General features: G+C 33.3%; 15 protein-coding genes. 9 read left to right on the forward strand and 6 right to left on the reverse strand.

Annotation, left to right across the window (positions count from 1 at the left end; all coding sequences use genetic code 11):
* The first annotated feature begins 33 nt into the window (after positions 1 to 33).
* The 7 genes from BM350_RS20185 to msrB all read left to right on the forward strand — a co-directional run bounded on the left by BM350_RS20185 (position 34) and on the right by msrB (position 8018).
* Complete coding sequence (locus tag BM350_RS20185; RefSeq protein WP_090916266.1) at positions 34 to 1227, forward strand: S1C family serine protease; 1194 nt, start codon at positions 34 to 36, stop codon at positions 1225 to 1227.
* A gap of 51 nt (positions 1228 to 1278) precedes the next feature.
* Positions 1279 to 1464 carry a CxxH/CxxC protein gene (locus BM350_RS20190; protein ID WP_090916264.1) on the forward strand — a complete coding sequence of 62 codons (186 nt, stop codon included), beginning with the start codon at positions 1279 to 1281 and terminating at the stop codon, positions 1462 to 1464.
* Between the two features lie 59 nt (positions 1465 to 1523).
* On the forward strand, positions 1524 to 2003 hold the full coding sequence (rlmH, locus tag BM350_RS20195) for a 23S rRNA (pseudouridine(1915)-N(3))-methyltransferase RlmH (RefSeq protein ID WP_090916262.1): 480 nt from the start codon (positions 1524 to 1526) through the stop codon (positions 2001 to 2003).
* Between the two features lie 398 nt (positions 2004 to 2401).
* Entirely contained in the window at positions 2402 to 3397 is a 996-nt protein-coding gene (locus tag BM350_RS20200) for a glycosyltransferase family 2 protein (protein ID WP_090916260.1), read from the forward strand.
* Positions 3398 to 3736: 339 nt separating this feature from the next.
* The gene (locus BM350_RS20205; RefSeq protein ID WP_090916258.1) at positions 3737 to 5302 is read left to right on the forward strand and encodes a hypothetical protein; all 1566 of its coding nucleotides are present in this window, start codon (positions 3737 to 3739) and stop codon (positions 5300 to 5302) included.
* A 407-nt stretch (positions 5303 to 5709) separates the two neighbouring features.
* Entirely contained in the window at positions 5710 to 6744 is a 1035-nt protein-coding gene (locus BM350_RS20210; RefSeq protein ID WP_090916256.1) for an AI-2E family transporter, read from the forward strand.
* Positions 6745 to 7058: 314 nt separating this feature from the next.
* Entirely contained in the window at positions 7059 to 8018 is a 960-nt protein-coding gene (msrB, locus tag BM350_RS20215; protein ID WP_090916254.1) for a peptide-methionine (R)-S-oxide reductase MsrB, read from the forward strand.
* A 322-nt stretch (positions 8019 to 8340) separates the two neighbouring features.
* Here msrB and BM350_RS20220 read toward each other — a convergent pair whose 3' ends face one another.
* From BM350_RS20220 to BM350_RS20240, 5 genes are all read right to left on the reverse strand, one after another.
* Positions 8341 to 9798, reverse strand: coding sequence for a glycosyltransferase family 39 protein (locus tag BM350_RS20220; RefSeq protein WP_090916252.1), 1458 nt, complete (start codon positions 9796 to 9798; stop codon positions 8341 to 8343).
* A 224-nt stretch (positions 9799 to 10022) separates the two neighbouring features.
* Positions 10023 to 11582 carry an ABC-F family ATP-binding cassette domain-containing protein gene (locus BM350_RS20225; protein WP_090916250.1) on the reverse strand — a complete coding sequence of 520 codons (1560 nt, stop codon included), beginning with the start codon at positions 11580 to 11582 and terminating at the stop codon, positions 10023 to 10025.
* A 660-nt stretch (positions 11583 to 12242) separates the two neighbouring features.
* The gene (locus BM350_RS20230) at positions 12243 to 13064 is read right to left on the reverse strand and encodes a glycosyltransferase family 2 protein (RefSeq protein ID WP_090916248.1); all 822 of its coding nucleotides are present in this window, start codon (positions 13062 to 13064) and stop codon (positions 12243 to 12245) included.
* A 66-nt stretch (positions 13065 to 13130) separates the two neighbouring features.
* Positions 13131 to 14585, reverse strand: coding sequence for an oligosaccharide flippase family protein (locus BM350_RS20235; protein WP_090916246.1), 1455 nt, complete (start codon positions 14583 to 14585; stop codon positions 13131 to 13133).
* Between the two features lie 508 nt (positions 14586 to 15093).
* Positions 15094 to 15606 (reverse strand): acyl-CoA thioesterase, encoded by a 513-nt coding sequence (locus BM350_RS20240; protein ID WP_090916244.1) that lies wholly within the window; start codon positions 15604 to 15606, stop codon positions 15094 to 15096.
* A gap of 344 nt (positions 15607 to 15950) precedes the next feature.
* On the opposite strand from BM350_RS20240, the gene BM350_RS20245 reads away from it, so the two are divergent.
* The gene (locus BM350_RS20245) at positions 15951 to 17219 is read left to right on the forward strand and encodes a glycosyltransferase family 39 protein (protein ID WP_211482635.1); all 1269 of its coding nucleotides are present in this window, start codon (positions 15951 to 15953) and stop codon (positions 17217 to 17219) included.
* A gap of 432 nt (positions 17220 to 17651) precedes the next feature.
* On the opposite strand, the gene BM350_RS20250 is transcribed toward BM350_RS20245, so the two are convergent.
* Positions 17652 to 18284: a trimeric intracellular cation channel family protein gene (locus tag BM350_RS20250; RefSeq protein ID WP_090916240.1), complete on the reverse strand. Its 633-nt coding sequence runs from the start codon at positions 18282 to 18284 to the stop codon at positions 17652 to 17654.
* A 275-nt stretch (positions 18285 to 18559) separates the two neighbouring features.
* On the opposite strand from BM350_RS20250, the gene BM350_RS20255 reads away from it, so the two are divergent.
* Positions 18560 to 19939 carry an O-antigen ligase family protein gene (locus tag BM350_RS20255; protein WP_090916238.1) on the forward strand — a complete coding sequence of 460 codons (1380 nt, stop codon included), beginning with the start codon at positions 18560 to 18562 and terminating at the stop codon, positions 19937 to 19939.
* Positions 19940 to 19977 lie beyond the last annotated feature (38 nt).

Raw genomic sequence — 19977 nt, forward strand, 5'->3', positions numbered from 1 at the left:
TATAAATGCTTTCGGAAGGCTAGGTGAGCATAAATGTCCTTTATTGATGAAGAAGATGTTCAGATGAAACGAAAAAGAAAGCAAAAGCATAAACATATTTTTATTTCTGGTGTAGCGGGAACTGTCATTGGTGCTACATTATTTGCTTTTGCCATTCCAACGTTTTCAAAATTAGGTTGGACTACAATAAGAGAAACTGAAGCAAGTGAAGAGAAACAGTATATAGCACAGTCTACTCCTCAATCTGTGAATACAGGAGATGGCTTCGTTAAAGCTGTTGACCGTGCTTCAGAAGCGGTTGTTGGTGTTATTAATATTCAGCGTGATAATTTTTCAGAGGCAGATGCAGAAGCAGGAACAGGATCTGGTGTAATTTACAAGAAGGAAAAAGGAAACGCATATATTGTAACGAATAATCATGTTGTAGCAGGAGCAAATCGCATTGAAGTAAGTTTGAGTGATGGGAAAAAAGTTCCTGGAAAGATTTTGGGAACTGATGTTGTAACAGATTTAGCTGTCTTACAAATTGAAGAAAAATATGCGAAAAAGGTCATTGACCTTGGTGATTCTACGAAAGTAAAACGCGGTGAAGCTGCGCTTGCAATCGGAAATCCGCTTGGTTTACAATTTTCAGGTACTGTAACACAAGGGATTATTTCAGCAAATGAACGCATTGTACCGGTTGATTTAGATCAAGATGGACATTATGATTGGCAAGTAGAAGTATTGCAGACAGATGCTGCTATTAATCCAGGTAATAGTGGCGGGGCTCTTGTAAATGAAGCAGGGCAACTTATTGGCATCAATTCCATGAAAATTGCTGCAAAAGAGGTAGAGGGAATCGGACTTGCAATTCCTGTTGCAAGAGCTGTCCCTGTGATGAATGAGCTCGAAAAGTATGGGAAGGTAAGACGGCCTTATGTTGGGATTGAGCTTAGATCTTTAAATGAAATTCCTACTTATTATTGGGATAAAACATTGCACCTCCCAGCAAATATAACGGAAGGTGTATGTATTTTAGATGTAAAAAGTCCATCGCCAGGTAGCGATGCAGGTTTACATGAATATGATGTCATTGTAGCGGTTGATGGAAAAACAGTGCAGGATATTATTGCATTCCGGAAAGTCCTATATAATAAGAAAATTGACGATAAAATGACGATTACATATTATCGTGGGGCAAAACGAGAAACAATAACTGTAAAATTAGGCAGTCAACAGTATTAAAACAGGAGGCAGCCCCTCCTGTTTTCTGTTGTGGATAAGTGAGGTGAAACTATGAAGTTACCTTGTTGTTTAGAACATGTGGAGTTAGCGCTAGATATCATTGTGGATGAATGTGAAGTAGCTCCAGTTATCCACAATGTGGATAACGAAGAAGATAAGAAAAAAACATGTGAATTTTGTCAAAATAAGGCGATATATGTTGTGTCGAACACAGATTCTCACACAATATGTGGATGATGCATGTGGATATGTGGATAACTTTTGTGGATAATGTGTTTGTAAGGTGGGGAGTACATGTGAATATCTTAATTATCTCAATCGGAAAGTTAAAAGAAAAATATTTAAAACAAGGTATTGAAGAATACTTAAAACGATTATCCTCTTATGCGAAAGTGGAAGTTGTTGAATTACCAGATGAAAAAGCACCAGAAAATTTAAGTGAAGCAGAAATACAAATGGTAAAAGAAAAAGAAGGAATTCGTATTTTAGATAGAATTTCTGATGATACGCATGTGATTGCATTAGCAATTGAAGGGAAACAAAAATCATCAGAAGAATTTTCCGCAAGTTTAGACCGTCTTGCTACATATGGAAAAAGTAAAGTGGCGTTTGTTATCGGAGGATCGCTTGGACTAAGTAAAGAAGTGATGAAGCGCTCCAATGAGTCATTGTCGTTCTCGAAAATGACGCTGCCTCATCAGTTGATGCGTTTGGTACTGTTAGAACAGGTGTATAGAGCATTTCGAATCAATCGTAATGAACCTTACCATAAATAAATAAGGTTGTTATCCTTTTAAGAGTATCAACTGAATGAAAGGAAGAAGAGGAGGAAGGGAATCAATATTTCTCTTCTTTTTTGTTTTGGAATTTGAAAGGGATAAAAAATTAATCTCTGTTAAGGCGTTGCTAAGAAGTTTATCTCGCATTAACGGGCAGTACCCCCCACTGTATAACTAAATTAAATTAGTCAGAGAAAAATTTCCCATAAGCAAATGAGATTCTCATTGTTTGGGAGAGACGATGAAGAAATAATTAACAATAATTTTAATTGGAAAGTCAATGGGTATTATTACATTTTATCCCTCGATATGTTAAAATTGGTTGGGGGATTACTAAATCTAGAAATTTTTAAGATATATGAAATAGGGTTTTTTGAAAATTAAGGGGTGGAAGAATGGCGCGCAATGTACCTTTATTGACGATTGTTGTTCCTTGCTATAATGAAGAAGCTACATTAGAGGAAACAACAAAAGAACTGACAAGGGTTATGGACGATTTAGTTGCAAATCACAAAATAAGTGATGAAAGTATCATTTTTTATGTAGATGATGGAAGCTCTGATAATACTTGGGGCATAATTGAAGAGAAAACAGCAATAAATCCGTATGTTCAAGGATTAAAATTAAGTAGAAATTTTGGCCATCAAGGAGCATTAATCGCTGGTCTGGAATCGGCCAGAAATTTTTCAGATTGTGTGGTTTCAATAGATGCTGACCTTCAAGATGATGTAAATGTTATCTATCAATTTATTGATAAATATCAAGAAGGTTATGAGATTGTATACGGAGTTCGAGATAAACGAGACACTGATACTAAATTTAAAAGAAATACTGCTTTATGGTTTTACAGTCTAATGGGAAAAATGGGTGTTAAGTTAGTACCCAACCATGCAGATTATCGTTTAATGAGCAAAAGGGCATTAGATGAATTTATAAAATATCAAGAAGAAAACTTATTCATTCGTGGAATTGTTCCTTTATTAGGCTTTAAATCTACTAATGTTTATTATGACCGTAAAGAAAGATTTGCTGGCGAATCAAAGTACCCATTAAAGAAAATGATTGCCTTCGCTTTTGATGGACTTACTTCATTTAGCGTTGCACCAATAAGATTCGTTTCATATTTAGGATTTTTGATGGTGCTTATCGGGATAGGAATTGCTCTTTATGCATTATTTGCAAAAGTTTTTTCATATACAACTAGTGGCTGGACTTCATTGATGCTATCCATTTGGATTGTTGGAGGAGTACAGTTGCTAGCTATTGGAATTATTGGTGAATATATAGGGAAAATCTTTAAAGAAACAAAAGGGCGCCCGAGATATACCATTGAAAAAAATAGTGTTCTTGAGAAACAAAAAGAATACGTATCAGAATTGGTTAAAAAATAAATAGAAAGTAAGGAAACTCATCCTCACAAAAGTATTTTGGAGTGGGTATTCGTAAAAAAATCTATTAGTCTAGTATTGGTTTTTCGTTGAATGTATAGCTAAGGAGAATTCCATAGAAGAGTATCTTTAGGATGGATAAACCTTATAAGTATTTACTAACAATTATTTTAGGCTGTGTTTAATTAAAATCATCCCCATCTTACTGCTGGGTTATTGCCTAGCACGTGCCTGAAGATGGGGATGAATTTTTAGGATAGGTATTAAGTTTGATCGGGGCAAAAGCTTTTTATGAAATGTTCCCGGCTATAATTAAATGAATGAGAGGAAGACTTGAAAGAAATGGAAAAGTCAGTTAGGTTTAATGATCTCAGGATAAATAAATCATCATTTGAAAAACTAAATATCTTTTTATTTTTTTATTCCTTTTTTATTATGTTGTTTTTTACACAGACATCGCCGTTCTTTACGTTAAGTGAGTGGGTAGATTCTAATGCCTTTTTTACAGTTGGAAAAGGTATGGCTAATGGAGTAGTCCCTTATCAAGACATTTTTGAACAAAAGGGTCCTTTGTTATATGGTTTGCATGCATTAGCTTATTCGTTTTCTCATACTACTTTCGTTGGAGTATACATACTGGAAAGTCTTGCGATGTTTGCTAACGTTGTGTTAGCATTCAAGATTTCCCGCCTTTATTTGAATTGGATGCCTTCTGCACTTATATCTATATTTTTCCCAGTATTAGTATTGAATCAAAATGCATTTCGTTTTGGGGATAGTGCTGAAGAGTTTTCAATTCCTTTCATAATGACACTTCTTTATATGATATTTAAATATTATAAGTATGGCTCTGACTCTCTATTTAAACGAGGAATTTTTCTTCTAAATGGGATTATGATTGCCTGCGTATTTTGGATTAAATTTACCCTTGTCGGGGCTTGGATTGGATTCTACCTTGCAATTTTATTTATTTGTATAGGTGAAAAAAGATGGAAGGACTTAATGAACGCAATTGCTTTCACGTTTGCGGGGCTAGTTCTTGCAAGTATTCCATGGTTTATCTATTTTGGTATGAATCATGCAATTCAAGATTTGATAGATGTGTATTTAAAATTTAATCTTGGTACTTATTCATCACAAGTTGGTAAAGTTGAAAAACTAGCCAATTTTGCGTTTACTTTTGGAGATGCATTTAATGGTAATTTCGAAAGTAAAGTGTTAATTCTTGTTGGTTTAATTGATTTTATGTTTACATGGAAGTATTTTAAAGATAGAAGTCAAAAGTGGATGCTTTTAAGTACTATCATTTTCTTAATAGTAGGAGTATATATTGGAGGAAGAGGCTATCCATACTATTTTCTTATTATAACTCCTTTAGGGCTATTTGGATTGATAGCAATCGCTCATTTCCTTCAAAATGCTAATATAAAGTCGCAGATTACTCTTGGTAAAAGTAAATGGTTTGCCCTATCAATGATGGCGATGGCAACAATTTTCTTTTGCTTCGGTTATAATTCCAACATGAAGTCTTCAAAGTTCTATCAGAAGGAACCTCTTGCACAAGAAAAATTTGCAGAAATTATGCATCAAGAACCGAATCCAACGCTATTAAATTATGGTGAATTAGACGGGGGATTTTATTTGGTGGCAGATATTGTACCGAATATCCGCTATTTTGAAAGACAAAACATTGATTATAATGAATATCCTGAAAATATGGATGAACAACATCGTTATATAAAAGAGAGAAAAGTTAAATTTGTTGTATTAAGAGTTGATCCAAAAATGAGCCCAAATCAGGTTACAGTTCCTTATCTTCGTGAAAATTATCGTTTAGTTGCTGAGCATACGCAATTTGTAGAAGGAGCAGAAAGAAAATACCTACTCTATAAGGATAAAAGTTTGTAAAACTTGTGGTTTACTATGACAACTGAACAACAAAAAGATTTGCTCTACTCTTTAGTAAAAAAATTAAAATGAAACAGAAGCAAGTAGAGTATATGACTAAAAACCTCATCTACTGTTAATATAATGACCCAGTAAAGCGAGACAAGGATAAAACACCCCCACTGTCGTATGTAAATATAAACGACAAATTGGAGGTGTTTTTTCTATTCATTTAAATTTTTCTATAAGTCACTGTGGCATGTGCTGGTTTTCTTAAACCTTGAACTTAACTGTTTATATGTCGGTTTTTAACGTTTCATAATAAAACTTTTTATTTAGTTTATAATAATACGTTCTGAAAGTACCATTTATATTGTAAAATGAAATTAAGATAAAAATGAATGGACAGGAGAGATCACGCTTCGATTATGCAAATGAAAAACCTGTTTCAAAGTAAAGGATTTCAGAGGTTAGTTGTATTAGGGTTACTTGTGCTTATCTTATATGGGATGAAAAGCATGTTTAATTTAATTTTGATTACATTTATTCTTACGTATTTGATGGATAGATTTCAAAAATTTATTTCTCGCAAATTGGAACATTTTTTACCGATTAATAGAAAAATAATTATTGCATTTTTATATACAGCATTGATTAGTGGAATCGTTATTACATTATACAAATATGTACCAATTTTAATGGTACAAATTACGCAACTTGTGTATCAGTTCAATGTATTTGTACGAAATCCACCTGATAATGAGGTAATTAGATATCTAGTTTCTGCAATTGATCACGTGGAATTATCGAAGTACGTGAATCAAGGCGTTGATATTATTTATAATTCGCTAGCAAATGTTTGGAAAGTAAGTTTGCAAATTTTACTTTCACTTATTTTGAGCTTATTTTTCTTGTTAGAAAAGTCAAGAATTGTTATGTTTACAGCGAAGTTCAAAGAAAGTAAATTAGCTGTTTTCTATAATGAAATTGAGTATTTTGGAAGAAAATTCGCTCGCTCATTCGGAAAAGTAATTGAGGCGCAATTTCTTATTGCCATTGTAAATTGTGTGTTATCGACTATTGCACTTTGGATTTTAGGTTTCCCGCAGTTGCTCGGGTTAGCCTTAATGATCTTCTTGCTGGGGCTTATTCCAGTCGCAGGTGTAATTATTTCGCTGTTTCCACTTTGTATAATTGCTTATAATACCGGTGGTATGGTGTATATTTTATACGTTTTAATTATTGTAGCAGTCATTCATGCGATTGAAAGTTATTTCTTAAATCCAAAGTTTATGTCAGAAAAAACAAATTTACCTATATTTTATACATTTATGATTTTAATTTTCTCTGAACATTTTTTAGGTGTATGGGGATTGATTATAGGGATTCCAATTTTTATGTTTTTACTAGATGTGTTAGAAGTAATAAGTGACGAGAAAGAAGAAACGGTAAATAATAAATAAAAAGCATCTATTTTGATGCTTTTTTATTTATTACGAATTAACGGGCAATAATAGCCCCACCTTAAAATTCAGCGAAAGCATTGTCCAGCTTCAGTGGCTTCGCTTCTTCCTACGAGGTCTACGTCAGTAGTTCCATCCCCCTCATATTCTGAACGAGCCTAAGAAGTTAGGTGGGAGATAAACTGCTGGCATGCGCCCGATTGGGTGTGCTAATAATCAGTGGGGGATGAAGAAAACCCCCACTGATTAAAGTTTCACTTTATAATTTACATTTTCGTATGCCATACTGTAAGAAAAGATAATGGGGTGAAGAAGTGGGTGTAAACAAAAAATATGAATTTGCAACATTTGCTGGAGGATGTTTTTGGTGCATGGTGTCGCCATTTGAGGAAATGGATGGCATTATAAAGGTTGTATCTGGATATACAGGTGGGCATAAGGAAAATCCAACATACAAAGAAGTTTGTTCAGAGACAACTGGGCATTATGAAGCAGTACAAATTACTTTTGATCCAGAGCGTATGCCGTATGAGCAATTGCTTCGCTTATATTGGCAGCAAATTGATCCAACTGATGCTGGAGGTCAATTTCATGATCGCGGACAATCATATGAAACAGTCATTTTTTATCATAGCGAAGAGCAACGTAAAGACGCAGAGATGTCTAAACGTGAGTTAGAAGAAAGTGAACGCTTTTCGAAGCCAATTGTTACGAAAATTTTACCAGCTACAACATTTTATCTTGCGGAAGAATATCATCAGGGCTATCATGAGAAAAATCCATTTCGATACGCGTTATATCGCCAAGGTTCAGGGCGTGATGCGTTTATCAAAAAATATTGGTCAAAAGATAATACTCATTTAAAGGAAAAGCTTACTGACATGCAATTTTATGTTACACAAGAAAATGGAACAGAACCATCCTTTCAAAATAAATATTGGGACCATAAAGAGGATGGTATTTACGTTGATATCGTGTCAGGAGAGCCTTTATTTAGTTCGTTAGATAAATTTGATAGTGGTTGTGGGTGGCCTAGTTTTACGAAACCGATGTTATCAGCAAGTATAAAAGAAAAAATAGATGTAAGTCATAACATGACGAGAACGGAAGTACGCAGTAAAGAAGCAGATTCTCATTTGGGACACGTATTCCCAGATGGACCAGGACCAAATGGTTTGCGCTATTGTATTAACTCTGCTGCATTACGCTTTATCCCTAAAGAGGATTTAGAGAAAGAAGGGTATGGAGATTTTCTCATCTTGTTTAGACGCTAAAAAATATAACAGCCTATTCCGCTTATTTCATTTTTGGAACAGGCTGTTATTATATTGGAACATATCCGGTACGATCAATGATTCGGAAATCTCTAGTATCTTTTCGGATGCAAATATTTGACATGTAATGTAAAGAACAATGAATTCTACACATTTATATATAGTAGCTTTTTCAACATATAGATCACTGCTATGCAGAATAAAACAGGACCTGCACTCGCTTTCTCTCTTTGCTTTTAACCCTTACATGTGGCAGGAAAAGGCCTTGGCCGCTTCTATGCACAGCCAGATGCTCCCGTCCCCCCTAAAAAGAAAGAGGTTTTTATGCCATTTTTTTCAACTTGTATTTATATGGTTTTTTTCCCATATATCGATGAATTACATAGATTCCATAGCTTTGAATAATGAAGAAGCTTGGAATGATAAAATATCGATACCTTGTCTGCACCTCTATTAAAAAATGAACAGTTATATATCCAATAATAAGTAAGAGAAATAATGTATAATGAAAGTTTTTCTGTTTTGTGAAAAGAAGAGATAATAATCCAATCACACCAAATAACATGGTTGCAATATACATATATTTTTCATATTCCATAGATGTATCAGATAAATCTTTTTTGTTTAATTGATTTAAGCTCCAGTAACCAGCGGAGTCAAGATCCCCCCACATATAGGAAAATTTATCTCCAAAGAGTGTGAATAGCTTTTCTTTATCTGCAATTCGTTCTTTAATGAGTTTCATTTCTAATGCTTTTCGTTCTTCACCTATTTCTAGACGCAAGATTTGTTCAGCATCTGACACTGAATATGATCCTGTTGTTTCGTGGTTAAGCCCTATGACAAATTTCCAAAGAGGGTCACGATTAGATAATGGATACTTTGTAATTCCTGTAGCAATGAACATAGAGCTTACAATATAATGGACAGCATAAAAGACAATAAGAATACCAATAAGTTTCTTTGTTGTAGTAAACATTGTTTGTTTATCTTTTCCAAGAAATCCATGAAGGAATAGATAAATGATAACAGCTAATAAGACGAGACTACCTAGGGGGCGTATGATATCACCAAGCGCTAGTGTAATTCCTATAAAGATCCAAGTATATTTACTGTGTAATCCTTTTGTTACTAATAAATAGAATCCTAAATAAAATAAAAATGTTGCAAGGTGTTCGTTGGTTAAGACCGAACTCATCATAATGCTTGAAATAAAAAAAGCATATAATAGTCCAGCTACACGACCAGTCCACTCATTGAAAATTTTACTTGTAATGCCATATACACATAGTGTAGTTCCCGTACAATAAAGGACATTTAACAACTTTAAAATGAATATATGGTTACCAAATAATTTGATGATAAAAGCTTGATACATTGCAAATCCTAGTTGATACACCCATGTTGTGTAGTATGGAGAACTTGAAAAACTATAGTCGCCGTGAGCAGCTTGTACAGCACTTTCATACATTAATGCGAAGTCAGATTCAATTGGTGTTGGGATTTTTAGAATCCAAATAAATCGAGCGGTAAACGCACAAAGTGTTAATAAAATAATAAATGTCGTTTTTGAAAAGTATGTATTACAAAGATAAGTCAGTAGTATAAGCAAAATCATGATGAGAATTATAATGGGAGCACTAATAAGTGTTCGAACGAATAGAGTTTCTTTAACAGTTAAATAAGAATCCCAAATAGTAAAAGCAAAGATAAGTAAACACAAAATTACGAGGCATTTTGCTAACAATGAATTGAAGCGATTCCATTGTATGGTTAACATGATTTGTTACACCCCTTGTTGTAATAGAATGATTTATACAGGAAGAAAGCATATTATGTATTCCGCTTAAAAGCTTGAAGTTTTATTTTATAAGAATACAATTTTTTTAATAAGGTAAAATGTTTTTTAGGTAGAAAAAATAATGAAATATGCCTCTTGTCTTAGACAAGAGGCATATTTTTATCCCACTATTTGTGAGCAGTGAGGCCCCGATGGATTAGACTTTATTGCTGAGCTGCTTTCTCTGCCCATTCTTCTACGTTCCAAACTTTTGTAATCCAGCCTTCATAAAAGTCAGGTTCATGGCAAACAAGAATAATTGTACCTTTATATGCTTTCATAGCACGCTGTAATTCTTCTTTAGCTGTCACGTCAAGATGGTTTGTTGGCTCGTCAAATAATAGCCAGTTGCTTTCCGTTGCCATTAATTTACATAAACGAACTTTTGCTTGTTCACCACCACTTAATTGGCTCATTGGGCGAGAAATATGTTCATTTTTTAAGCCGCATTTCGCAAGCATTGCCCGTACTTGATGTTGGTCTAAATGCGGGAACGCATTCCATACATCATCGATTGGTGTAATATTTTCAGCCTTAACTTCTTGTTCAAAATAAGCAGGCTCTAAAAAATCACCAAGACTAATTTTCCCGTTTAGCGGTTTAATTTTTCCAAGAATCGTTTTGAGTAATGTTGATTTTCCGACCCCGTTACATCCAACAATGGCAATTTTTTCACCACGTTCAACAGTCATTGTTAATTTCGGTAAGAGAGGATACGTATAGCCGATTTCTACCTCTTCTCCTTCAAAGACAAAACGGCTGCTTGCACGGCATTCTTTAAAAGAAAACTCCGGTTTCATAGCAGTTTCTGGACGATCAATACGTTCCATGCGATCGAGTTGTTTTTGGCGACTTTTTGCACGTCCAGTAGTTGAGTAACGTGCTTTATTTCGCGAAATAAAATCCTCTTGTTGTTTAATGAACTCTTGTTGTTTTTGATACGCTTGTAAATGTTGATTTTTGTTGATTTCTGCTAGTTCTAAGAACTTTTCATATGTTGCTGTATAACGTGACATTTTTGAAAATTCAAGATGGAAAATAACATTAACACATTTGTTCATAAACTCTGTATCATGGGAAATTAAAAGGAACGCATGAGGATATTCCTTTAAATAGTTTGTTAACCATTGAATATGTTCAACGTCTAAATAGTTAGTTGGCTCATCGAGTAATAGTACTTCAGGTTGCTCAAGCAATAGCTTTGCAAGCAATACTTTCGTACGTTGTCCCCCACTTAACGCCGAAACATCACGATCTAAGCCAATTGCATCAATTCCAAGACCGCGTGCCGCTTCTTCAATTTTAATATCTAATAAATAGAAGCCGCCTGCTTCAAGTGCATCTTGCACTCCTGCCATTTTTTCAAGTAGTTCTTCTAATTCTTCTGGAGACGCTGTTGCCATGTTTTCAGCAATCGTATTTAATTCTTTTTCTTTTTCGAATAAAGGTAAGAACGCATCTGTTAATACATCACGAATAGTTCGACCAGGTGTTAAAATTGTGTGCTGATCTAAATATCCATAATGGGTGCCAGGTGTCCATTCTACACGCCCTTGATCATGGATCAGTTGCCCTGTAATAATATTCATAAATGTTGATTTACCAACACCGTTTGCACCGACTAATCCAACATGTTCTCCTGCTAATAAACGCATTGATACATCTTTAAATAGTGTACGATCACCAAAAGTATGACCTAGATTTTCAACTGTTAATAAGCTCATAGTGTCCTCCGCTCTGTTTGAAATATATAAATCCATTTTAATTTTTTAACATAAAAGTTACTAATACGCAGCATAAAAAATGACCTGCATTCGCTTTCTCCCTTTGTTTTAACCCTTGCATATGGGAGGAAAAGACCCTAGCATGGCCAGATGCTCTCATCTACCTAAAAAAAGAGGTTTTAGGTAAGTTTTTCAATTGCTATTTATAATAGTATCTTGAATCATGATACTAAATTCTTAAATATAATGCTATCTTTTATCTTTGAATTTTCACGTATTCCTTATGAAAAGGGCCTGTAACTTTATGGGATTTTTTCATTACAACAATGTAATGTTAGTGTAAGATAAATCGATAGTTGAGTCCTTGTATATATTATACACTTTAGTTAGTAAGGCGGTACAAACGCTGTAAAGATGAGTAAGTATAATGATAAAAATACAATAATGTGTGCTGTATACCAAGATAATAAATAGTCGTTAGTTTACTCATTTTATAATTGTTTAGAGAGTATAAAAACCCCCCTTGTTTTTATGAAAAGACCCCTTGTAAAAAAGAGCAACTGTTCCTGTATTGGAAAGTTGCTCTTTTTTTTATCCCGCATTAACGGGCTTTCCATCAGTAGGAAATCATGAAAACACCAACTGATGGTTAATTTCATTTTATTTAAAGTATCCTCTAACAATCCCTTTTAAGCGATTTGTATGGAATTTTCGTTTATCATTAGAGATGTTTTGCATTGCACGGAATAAAGCAGCGGCAATGGCACGTAAAAAGTAAGGAAATCCATAATGTAAGCGAATGACTCTTCCGAAACCGCCGGCATAGGAAATAGCTCTTTTTAGTGATTGCTCATTAATAATCTCTTCTTTTACTGGATGATATACGAAAAGATCTTTCTTAAATAAACCTGTATAGCCATTCTTCATACCGCGAAGTACAAAATCGGTTTCTTCACCGGCTCCGTAAATTGTCCCTGCTCCAACTCCTAAGTTTTCATCAAATGTGCCTACATCTTGTACGAACTGCTTCGTAAAGAAAAGGGCAAAGGAAGGGCCCATGAATCCGTATTTGTTATTTAAAATAATATCTGTTTTAGGAGCATGTATTAAAGAGCCTGTCCCTTCTACATTTGTTGTATTGGTAGAAATAAAATGAATATTGTTATTTCGTTTAAACGTCTCCTGAATATTTTCTAACACGTTCGTTTCGTAAATACAGTCGTCATCTGGAAAAGCGATAACATCACCATCAGCTACTTTTAAACCTGTGTTTCGTGCACGGGAGAGTCCTTTGATTGGCGTGTATATATAATTGATTGGGAATTTTTCTTTATAGTCAGTAAATAAATCAGCGATTGGTGTATCGTTTTGGTCGACTACAATGAGTTCAAAGCCTTTATATGTTTGTTTTTCTAATGATTTTAGTAAATCTATAATATCATCACGTCTGCCGCAAGTCGCCATGATTAAAGAGAATTTCAATCGGAACAGCTCCTTTAAAGAAGTTTCATTCGCTTAAACATGCAAGATGGTGTTTTGTTACTTACATCATTTTTTCTTCAGCTTTTCTTTAATTTTATCTAAAAACATAAACAATATCTCATCTTTTGTTATCAATAAAATCAAGGCATATACACATCCGCATGTGATGATTGTAATAATAACAGAAAGGATTTTTCCTGTTATTGTTATATGGACGAGAAATGATAACGGTATAAATGTAAGTGAATAGAAGAGATATTTTAGTTTCGACATATCGAATAATGTGTAATTTACTTTTAGTTTCTTTTTTACATATATATATTCCAGTGTAATTAACAAGCAGTATGCAATCGTAGTTGTGACAATTGCTGTTGTCGGTGTGAATACGTGAAAGACGATCAGCAAGATATTTAAAATAAGGTTTAGAAAACCACCAATGAATAAAAAACGTACTAAAATGTTTTCTTTCTTTTTTACGTAAATAATTTGATTCGATAAAATGGATTCGATACCTATTGCAATCATGTATAATGCAAAAGCAACTAATGTGCCACCAGCGTTAGCAAATTTATTTCCCCCGTAAATAACAACAGCCCCATGAGCGATAAGCATTAAGCCAATAGCTGCTGGAAATAATGTAATAAAGTACACTTTTGAGATTTTATTTAATAATGTTTCATACTCTTTTTCATCTGCATTTCCTGATAAATAAGAGAGCCGCGGAATGGTAACTTGAATTACACTTAACATAAGTGTATTAATAATTGTCATAATTTGAAAAGCCATGACATAGTAAGAAAGTTCGGATTTACCAGCATACTCCCCTAATAATAGTCGGTCTAATTGTGTATATAGAATAGTTGCATTTGAAAAGATAACAACTAAAAATAATGGTTTTAAATGCCGAACAATGGTTATGTTTGAAAAATCGAACTTAACTTGACGTTTTACATATACAAAACTGATAAAATGGTTTAAAAATGTTGATAAAACTAATAAACTTGCAAATTGTTTGTAATCATTTGCACCATGAATAAAAATAAATAGAAGGACAACATAAATGAGACGAACAACAATTGTTTTTTTCGCAATGAAATCATAATTTTCATGTGCTTCATTGTACCATTCTACATAAAATAAACTTGAAATAAAGTTGAACCCGAAAATAAGAAGAACAGGAAATTCCTCTTTATTTTCATATCCAATGTAACTAAAAAGTAAAAAGGCAATTAAAGCAAGGATACTAGTTGTAAAATTAATAAGATATAAATTTGTAAACAATTGGGAAGTTTTTTTTCTATCCTTTTTAACTAAGCTAATTTCGCGTAAACCATATTGATACACACCAAATGTAGCAAACACAAAGAAAAAATTAAAAATTGTTTCGCTATTGTTAACTGTTCCCATTGAATGAGGCCCGAGCATTCGATATGCATAGGGGCCTACTAGAAGCGGAAGGATAATATTAAAGGTGTTGAGCAATAATTTATAAAAAATATTTGATCCAATTGATTTTTGCATAATTTCACCTTTCATCGATAGTTCTTGAAATAAAATGCTTTTGTGTTTTCTATTGAAAGGAATTCAATATTAGAAGTCTAATTTGCGTTTTTAATCCTATAACTTTGACCGTCATGATCTGCACTCGCTGTCTATCTTTGCTTTAAGCCTTGCATGTGGCAAGAAAAGACCCTGACCGCTTCTATGTGCGGCCAGATGCTCTCTTCCCTCCTAAAAAGAAAAGGGTTTTTGTATCAGTTTTGTAACTTGTATATATAGCATAAGATTTTTTTATTGAGTGATATTCATGGAATGTTCCTCTGGCTAATAAGTTATATAAGTCAATTAATTTTAAGTAATTACGGATATAAGTTTACCGCAGATAAACTTTGTAAAGCAACAGTGGATTCTTTTCTTAATTGCATTAAAAATGGCATACAATGTATGAAAATAGCAGATAAGAAAGCTTAGTATTTCTTCATAATATAAAAAACTTGGCGAATACATTCGCCAAGAAGAGGTTGTGGAATTACACATTCCATGGTTTTTGAATTGTTAGTACTTCTGCCATTTCCTTACTTTTTAATCGGTTCATTTTTCGTTTTTCTGCACGTTCCCCGCCTGTGTTATATAACCAGATCTCTTCTTCTGTTTCAGCGATCACACCTGGTACAGAGGCTGGTTTTCCATCTTTTAATGCGACGAAAGTGATGAAGCAAGTAGCTGCAATACGGCGTTCTCCGCCTAATAAATCCTCTGCAACAATTTTTACGAATACTTCCATAGAAGATTTTCCTGTATAACAAACGAATGCTTCATAGCAAACAGAATCGGTTTGGTGAATTGGTGTTAAGAAGTCAACAGAATCGATAGAAGCAGTTACACAATGCTGACGGCTATGGCGTGCAGCAGCGATAGAAGCAATGCTGTCAATTTCCGCTAATAATTTTCCGCCAAATAATGTTTGATGGTTATTTAAGTCATTTGGAAAAACACGTGTTGTTTTTATCGCTCTTGACTCTCTCATAAATTTCTTTTCCATATTATCTACTCCTGTTTTGTTTGTTCTTATGATATTCATCGGAACTTAATTTATTTCGTCCATCATTCGTTATAAACAGTGAACGAAAATTTCTCTGTATATAGATTGTAGTGTAAAAGAGATTTCGCTTACATTGCAAGGAGAATATATGATGTTACGAACTTTGTTATAGAAATAGGGTACCGGTATTCTCTTTATTCGTGATAAAATCGTTTTGTTACAAATACGAAGTTAAGGGTATAGATACCTATTAACAAGAGAAAAAAGAGGTGCGATAGAATAAAGTTATGGACAAGATGCAGATAGGTTTTTCAGCTTTTTTTTACAAGGTAGTAGTTGGACTCATGTTCCTCTTTTTTGCATATTCCTTTTGGTATTCTTTTGGAGAGGTAAAAACTGTTTTTGATGTAAAATCTTCTAGTTTAGCGATTGTATTAGGTGTTTGTATCATTTTACTTTTGCTGACTACCTCTATTTTACAGTATCGATTTACGGATAAACAATTTATTATTTTTCTCATTTCTGGTACTGTGTTACTCCGGTTTCTATCTATTGTGTTAATGAAAGCTCCGATCGAAAGTGATATGAATGTGATGTATGAAGCTGCTAAACAAGTTGCACAAGGAAATACTATTTTTAGCAGTCTAGAAACTGTAGTTCAATCTCCTTTTATTATGTACGAATCCTTTTTAATTCGTTTTTTCGGAGATGCAACGTTTGTCTTAAAGGTATGTAATGTTTTATATTGCGGAGCTACCGCTTATTTTATTTATCAGCTTGCTTCAAAACTATTTCATGAAGAATGTGGCCGAATTGCAGCGGTATTATACGCTTTGTATATTCCTAATATTATGCTTTGTTCTGTTTTAACGAATGAGCATTTGGCAACATGTTTATTTTATTTTGCCTGTTACTTACTTATACATAAAGGATTAAGTCATTCGTATATGTGGGGAGTCGCCGTTGCTTTATTTGCTTTCAGTAATATGATTCGTCCATTAGGCTTATTTTTAATTATAGTTCTTGTTTTGTATCTTGTATTAGTAGAAGTTTTGCAAAGTCCAGATAGAAAAGGAATGTTGATTAGACTAATAGGTGTATGTGTTATATTTTATGGTGTTCATTACGCAGTAAGTTATGCACTTGGAACATCAAGTAATTCGCGATACACTTTTACAAACGAAGGGTATATTCAATCTGTCCTAATAGGAAAAAATGAAAAAAGAGCAGAACAAGAGAAAAAAGAATATAATATGGATTTTATAAACAAAAAGTTGAATAAAATAGAGAAGGATCGTTTTTCTTCTATTCAAATGAGTTTAGGAGAGCTAGAGAAACAAGAAATGAAAAACACCTTTATAAAAGGTGGATATTTTATATACATGATGATTACGATATTTACGGCAATCTCTATGTTACATCTTCTAGCTCAAAAACAGGGAAATAGAAATTATATGCTGTTTCTACTCATAATTGCGAGCCATTTGTATACAAAGTTTATGAACATGCATATTGTATATGAGGGTGTATTAGTCCCAAGTCTATTGATATTACAAAGCTATGGGATATATATGATAAATCAATATTGTCAAAAGCTATTTTTTAAAAAGTAAAGTTCCTATGAGTGTGGATGGTTTTATTCCTCACTCATAGGAATTTTGTTTTATCACGTTATTCGTGGATAGTAAAACCCCCTGCTGATCGTCAATTTGTTTTATGAATCGCTTCTAATCTTTGTTTCTTTATTTATTATATCTATTTTTCTATACCTTATCTTTATATAAAACTCGAAGGATTTATGTAATATATTATGTATCCATTTAAATTTTTCAACATGTAATTCGCTGTCATGTAGAATAAAACATGACCTGCGCTAGCTTTCTCCTTTTGTTTTAAACGTCACATATGGTAGGGAAAGGTCCTGACCTGACTGTTTCTATGCGCTCTCGTTCCCCCTTAAATAGAAAGAAGATGTTTATGTTGTTTTTTAACTTGTATATAAAAAAGGAGAATTCATGAAAGAATTCTCTTTTTATAAAAATAGATCAATGACCTTTATGGATTTTCGCATGTGTTTTAAAAAAGACTGGGAAATGTACATTATAGATAAAAGTTACTACACGTATAACAAATGTTACGAGTAAACAAATATAGAAAGCTAATACGTGTGATCCCATTTCATAAGTAATAAGAAAGCTAATTGCACCTAGAATGGAGGCAATTGCATAAATTTCTTTACGAAAGACATATGGGATATCTTGCGCACACATATCACGTAAAATTCCACCGCCAATACCTGTGATAACTCCCATAGAAACAACTAAGAAAGAAGCATTCATGTGATGAGTAATGGCCGCATTTGCACCGATAGCAGTAAATACGCCTAAACCGACAGCGTCTGATAACATAATAACAACTTGTAATTTATGAATTCGTTCAAAAAACATACAAGTAAATAATGCTGCTAGGATACTAATAAAAAAGTAAATTGGTTGAACAAATGCAACTGGAGGTAAGTTTCCAATCATAACATCTCGAATGATTCCGCCGCCAAGTGCTGTTGCTACAGACAAACAAAGGACACCAAATAAATCGAGTTCTTTTTTTAAACCTACTAATGTACCAGAAATGGCAGCTGCGATAATACCGAGAAATGTAAATACATCAATTAAAAACATCGCTCCGATCCCTTCCTTCTAAAGATGTTCCAAGGAAAGAATATACACTAAAGTTATCAAAATAACAATTCCTGTTTCGCTACATGTAAAAAAAGCGAAAGAATAAGGAAAGAAAGCGTTTGAAAGTGTTGTTTTCAAAGTAAATACAATGGATATAGGAGAAAAGTGACGCCCTCAAAGATTTTATGATTCAATTAAAATCCCATCTAGTCAATTCATAACTTATGCTATAATAGGTATTTGGAAAGAAGCAACAATATTTATGGGGGGTAAAAATGTTAAATCACAATAGTTTAAGTTATAAATTTGAACGTTTTCTATTGATTTTTATTATATTACAACCAATTATAGATTTACTTACATCATTTTGTATTTTAGAGCTAAAAATCGATGCAACGGTTGGAGTGATAACACGCTTATTTGTTATGGCTCTTGGTGGTATTTATATTCTTACGCAAGCCCGTATAAAAGAAAATCGAAAATATATTATATATTTACTTGGGTTAGGAATTGTCCTTGGATTAGGATTTTTAAATAACAAAATGATTAAGCATCCGATGTTACAAATGGAAGATCTTAAGTTTATAGCAAAGGCGTTATATCCATTTGTGATGATAAGTTGCTATATTCTCGTATTCAAGTCATTAAAGACGAAAGAAACAATGCATACAAAGATGAGAAACTATATAGCATATGCAGCTTTAATTATAAATGTAACTATGGTTGCAGCTATCGCAACTGGAACGGATTATAATAGTTATGACTATTTTAAAGAAGGTTCTCGCGGCTGGTTTTTTGCAGGGAATGAACTTGGATCAATTTTAGCGATTGTATGCCCAGTTGTTGTATTGTATTCTATTGAAAAAACAACAAGCTTAGCAAAAATTTATTTCTGGATTCCGTCTCTTTTAATTGTATTTTCATTGTTTGCAATTGGAACAAAAGTAGGGGCCGGTGCTATTGTTTGTACATTTGTTATTGCTATTTTTATGTGCTTTATACAAGCGTTTTTACAACGGAAAGAACGTAATAAAAAGCCATATTTGTTAAATGGTTTAATCGCAACAGTTATATTTGCAGGAGTAGTAGGATATTTTCCATTCTCGCCAATATATAAAAATACAGGGATTCATCATCAAGTATTTGAAAAAGTACAAGAGGAAAAAAAGCAACATAATAACCATGTTAAACAAGAGGATACCGCAAAAGAGAAAGAAAAAGTGAAAGAAGAAGAGAAAAAGGCTGAGACACAGGCTCTCATTTTTAGTGGACGTGAATTATTTACAAAAACGTATGAAGACTTTTATAAACAAGCGCCTATGTCTCAGAAGTTACTTGGTATGGGATATGGTGGTAACTTTAAAGATGCCCCAAAATTAATTGAAAGAGATTTCCATGATTGGTTTTATACTTTTGGAATTATCGGTTTCATTTTTCTTATGATTCCGTTTCTGTATTATGGTTTGAGAATTCTAATGGTGTTAATAACAAGGTTTCGTGAAGTATTTACGGTCAAGTACGCATTGTTAGCTGCTGGTCTTGGATTAGCATTAGGAATTGCTTTTACAGCAGGTCATGTGTTAACGGCACCAGGAGTAAGTATTTACTTTGTCGTATTATTAGCATATTTAATCGTTGATTTAGAAATAGAATAATGGAAAAATAAAAGCTAGCACTATGTTAGCTTTTATTT

Origin of the sequence: Bacillus sp. 103mf, assembly GCF_900116295.1 — a bacterium.
GTDB lineage: Bacteria > Bacillota > Bacilli > Bacillales > Bacillaceae_G > Bacillus_A > Bacillus_A bruguierae.